This is a genomic window from Candidatus Jordarchaeum sp., from assembly GCF_052745115.1.
The window spans coordinates 1-4,185 of sequence record NZ_JBRAKS010000333.1 but is presented as its reverse complement, the minus strand read 5'-3'; the positions used below and the strand labels follow the sequence as shown (position 1 = coordinate 4,185).

At 39.1% G+C, this 4,185-nt stretch carries 5 protein-coding genes and 3 tRNA genes; 5 read left to right on the top strand and 3 right to left on the bottom strand.

Features of this window, described 5'->3' with window-relative positions:
* The first annotated feature begins 62 nt into the window (after nucleotides 1–62).
* From ACUVXA_RS17255 to ACUVXA_RS17235, 5 genes are all read left to right on the top strand, one after another.
* A complete protein-coding gene (locus tag ACUVXA_RS17255) occupies nucleotides 63–404 on the top strand; it encodes a hypothetical protein (RefSeq protein WP_445872525.1) in 342 nt (113 codons plus the stop codon).
* A 99-nt stretch (nucleotides 405–503) separates the two neighbouring features.
* Nucleotides 504–857, top strand: coding sequence for a DNA-directed RNA polymerase subunit G (locus ACUVXA_RS17250; RefSeq protein WP_445872524.1), 354 nt, complete (start codon nucleotides 504–506; stop codon nucleotides 855–857).
* A 147-nt stretch (nucleotides 858–1,004) separates the two neighbouring features.
* Nucleotides 1,005–1,138: transfer RNA gene (locus ACUVXA_RS17245), tRNA-Gly, on the top strand.
* Nucleotides 1,139–2,037: 899 nt separating this feature from the next.
* Entirely contained in the window at nucleotides 2,038–2,352 is a 315-nt protein-coding gene (locus ACUVXA_RS17240) for a hypothetical protein (protein WP_445872523.1), read from the top strand.
* Between the two features lie 65 nt (nucleotides 2,353–2,417).
* On the top strand, nucleotides 2,418–2,753 hold the full coding sequence (locus ACUVXA_RS17235) for a hypothetical protein (RefSeq protein WP_445872522.1): 336 nt from the start codon (nucleotides 2,418–2,420) through the stop codon (nucleotides 2,751–2,753).
* Nucleotides 2,754–2,832: 79 nt separating this feature from the next.
* Here ACUVXA_RS17235 and ACUVXA_RS17230 read toward each other — a convergent pair.
* The 3 genes from ACUVXA_RS17230 to ACUVXA_RS17220 all read right to left on the bottom strand — a co-directional run bounded on the left by ACUVXA_RS17230 (nucleotide 2,833) and on the right by ACUVXA_RS17220 (nucleotide 3,882).
* Nucleotides 2,833–2,940: transfer RNA gene (locus ACUVXA_RS17230), tRNA-Val, on the bottom strand.
* Between the two features lie 160 nt (nucleotides 2,941–3,100).
* Nucleotides 3,101–3,199 (bottom strand) — tRNA-Ala (locus tag ACUVXA_RS17225).
* A gap of 143 nt (nucleotides 3,200–3,342) precedes the next feature.
* A complete protein-coding gene (locus ACUVXA_RS17220; RefSeq protein WP_445872521.1) occupies nucleotides 3,343–3,882 on the bottom strand; it encodes an Lrp/AsnC ligand binding domain-containing protein in 540 nt (179 codons plus the stop codon).
* Nucleotides 3,883–4,185: the final 303 nt, after the last annotated feature.

The window sequence follows — 4,185 nt, the reverse complement described above, 5'->3', positions numbered from 1 at the left end:
TATCGTCGTCATAGTCATATGTTTATAATAGAAATTCATACATCTAATCTCGAGGGATAACAATGTCCAACCAAGAATCAAAAACTAAAAATGAAAACAACGAAATCCAAGAAAAATTCCAACTCAAACAATTTGAAACCATCCTAGAATGGACCGGCTGGGGATCACTTGCCACAGCACTAGCGATTCTCGTATTAATGGTACTAATTGACAGCATAAACCTAGGCTCAGAAACCTCCGCCATCATACTCATAGCCATCTACCTCTGGGTAGTCTCATGGGGCACAGGCAAACTAGTAAAAGACAACCCAGACGCCTGGAAATATTACCTCTACTCCTGGACCGCAGCCATAGCACTAGGAGCCATACTCTGCGTCCTCGGCGTAACCTTCGTACCCACATAAATCAACAAAAAAACAATAAAAAACCAAAAATAAAAAACCATAATACAACCCAACATGATTAACCCTGAAAAAAGGTCCCCAAAAGAGGTGTAACAACAAATGACAGAAATAAAATCCGAATTAACAGTCACCAAAATAGAATCAACCGACTCAAACAAGCTACTAAAATACCACCTAACCTCCGAAAAAGAACAACTAAAAATCACAATAGAAATCCCCAAAGAACTAACAACCATCCAAGAAAACGACAAACTAAAAATATTAATCAGCGACCAACCCCTAGATACAAAAAACACCAAAATCTCACTAGAAGGCAAAGTACAGCGAAGAACAAAAACCGAAGACAAACACCTATACCTCATCTCATTCGGCGGACTACAAATGAGAATAGAAACCCCAAAAGAACACAAAATACTCACACCAATACGCACCATCTACCTAAATATCAACTAACAACAAAAACACACTCCCACTAACAAAATCTAAAACATCAAAAACATACCCTTCGGGGAAAAATAAAAACAATTAATAAAATGGTAAAAACCATAAAACCAGAAAAACTTAAGTACTAGTACAAGACGCAACAATATCAAAAATAGTGCGGCTGTAGTCTAGTCTGGTCTAGGACCCAGGCCTTCCAAGCCTGTTACTAGCACCCACAACCAATGGCTAGCAGGTCACTCGGGTTCAAAATGAAAAGGGGTTCCCTCTTCATGAGGCTCCCGGCAGCCGCATAAATACATTTTTATATATTTATTATCTTTGTTTACTAATTAAACTATTTTTTAACACAAACAGTGCAACAGAGGGAGGGACTATTTTTCAAAAAATAAACAAAAACATAATCCTCCCAATTTATACCAAAAAGAATTAATCATACAGCTTTAGAAGTATGGTGCCGTCGGCCGGATTTGAATTCGCCTTCTGCCAATTCTTCTGGCAGCAATCCAGCGACAACCGGATCTTCAGTTTCGCCTTCTGTCTCTTTTTTGACAGTATCCGGCGCTCTCCCGGGCTAAGCTTGCCGCTATTCTTAGTGAATAGTTACGACGGCACCCATCTTGGGAGAAATTGTACGACGGCAAAAACTAAGTTTTTTTCGCATCCTATTAAATGTTTTGTTTATTGATTCATAAAATTAGTGGGCGGAACCGGATTCGAACCGGCGACCACAAATTATAGTCCAAGATCCATAGAAAGGTTTCCACTTTTCATAACACTTGTCTTTCTAAAACAAGAACACACAGAACAAATGAAGCAATTCCGAGAAGCCTTTCCATACTACTTTCTTTCTAAAACCCAATCAGGCAAGATCACATTAACCTGTACATCTTTTCACACTACTCAGTCTTGCTAAAACCTTACACATTTGGGTTCAATGGATAATTCCAAACAATACACCTCATACTCATAATAAATGTGAAGTTTAAAACCTTCTGCAACCTATTTGCTAGAGATAGAACCACACAATAACGTTTCACCCCCCTTATTTGAGACAAAGAATAGGGGAAAGAACGGGTGCACATGAACCTGAATCTATTTAAAAGACACCCCCCGACGTGAAGAAACTGGCAAGAGAAGAGAACATAAAAGCACTAATAAAAGCCCTAAAATACAGGAAAAAAAGAGAAACGTGAAAAGAATCGTAAAAGGAAACAGCGAAGCCTTCGTTATCACAGAGATACCCGATTGCTACGAGATAATGCAAATTGAAGAATGGCTACTAGAAGAATACGAAGACCTAATCGGTATGAAGCGCGACGCATGGTACACTTTGGGAATAGAAAAAGTCCCATTCAGGACAATAAGAAAAATTTTCCGAGAAGCCGAAAAACAGGGAAAAGAAACACTAACCCATAGTGAACTAAAACATAAAATAATCGAAGAATGCAAAGCGACGGAAAAAGAGAATCCGCAATCTACGGGGCACTTAGAACCTTCAAAATAAGGAGAGCCATCCCGCCCAGAGAAACATGGAACCAGAAGCCAGTCAGAGAAAAAAAGTACTACTAGTTGGGAACCAGCTGCAAGTACCCACCACTAACACTCCAAGACAAGGTACTCAACCCAATAAGAAATGTGTTCAAGGAAGCTCGAGAGCAGGGAAAAGAAGCGCTCACACGCGAAGGCTTGACAGAAAAGGCCCTTGAAGCCTACCGAAAATATAAAGAGAAACACAGCGGAACGACATACACAAAAACAATAAACAGAGAATATGCCGAAATGATGATGGAAGAAGCAGAAGAACTACTACTAACAACTTCCCAAATAGAGCAAAACGGAGAAACCACCTATAAGCTCAACTACCAACTACTAAAAAACAGAAAACTAAATCCTAATCAAATGTAGAAAAACCACACAATAGTCAAACAAACTGTTAAATTAGATATAAGAATGATTTAACTTATAGTAAATTACTATATTGGATTGGTGGGCGAAGCAGGATTGTCAGATATAGTGCTCAAAGCACTAAACCTTTTGAACCTGCGACCTTCGCCACGTCAAGGCGACGTCATAACCGCTAGACTACTCGCCCCTTATGTGATGTCAAAAGTGATGTTGTTTTAAAATAATTAAATTTTTCGCACATCTTTTAGTATTACAGAAACTTGGGTCGTCACACGGTACATGGTTAATTAACTTGTTAAATTGTTAATTGAGAGGAGTGTGAAAAAAATATCTGAAAAATAATATAGTGGACTCGGCGCGATTTGAACGCGCGGCCTCCTGGCTGCAAACCAGGCGCTCTTGGCTCCCGCTATCTCTGGCGGAATCTTCCACTGAGCTACGAGCCCTTATTTTCTATTTCTTTTTTTTGTTGTTAGTTTACGGTTCTGTTGTGGTATTTTAGCTTTTCGAAAAAATTTCTGGGGTCTAATATTATATTTGTAAGTTATTAATTTGTTTTTAATGGGTGTGGATGGTTTTTTGATGTTTTTTATTTTAGGATTACGTATGTGATGGTTTTTGTTACTCCTGCGACGTTTCTTAGTTCGTCGAGGCGTTTGTTTAGTTCTGGTATGTCTTTTACTCCCATGAATGCGACGATGTCGTGTCTGCCGCTGATTTCGTAGATTTTTTTGACTGAGGGGTTTTTTAGTAGTGCTTGGGCGACTTTTGAGGTGTAGTATCCGGTGCTGGAGATGATCATGGCCATGGTTTGGATGTCTTTTTGGGTTTCTTTCTTTTCTTTGGTTTGTAACTCACTTAGTATGATTCTTGTTACTGTGGATGATACGCCTTTGGTTTCTCGTATTAAATCCACGTATCCGTTTAGTTGGTCGATTGAATTGGCTTTGACGAAGGCTACGATGTCGAATTCGCCGCAGAGTTCGTTTATGCTGGTTACGCCTGGTAATTCTGAAATGGTTTTGTATAGTTCAGTTGGATTGCTTCCTGTGGTTGTTTCCACCATGACTAGGGCTTCTACCCCTTCCGGGGTTCGTAGGGATAGATTTGAAGAAACGTTTTTAGACATGGGTCTTGTCCACCATTTTAATCGATAGTCTAGAACTTTCTAATGAATACCCTAAATATAACACTTTTCCAATAGGATGTTCAAATAAAGTTTGTTTTACTTTGGAAGGGATACCGATACATATTCCTCTTCTATATTACCAAATCAAGCTAGCCGCTATTAAAATGAGAAGGCGCCTTAAGTATGTGGGTTGTTGGGATAGTTCGAAAAGAATAATTGTACTCGAAACCATCCCAACGGTGGTGAAGCCCACATGTCAAAACTCGTTTTTGAAGCATTTAAATTTAACGAACAATTAGAAAT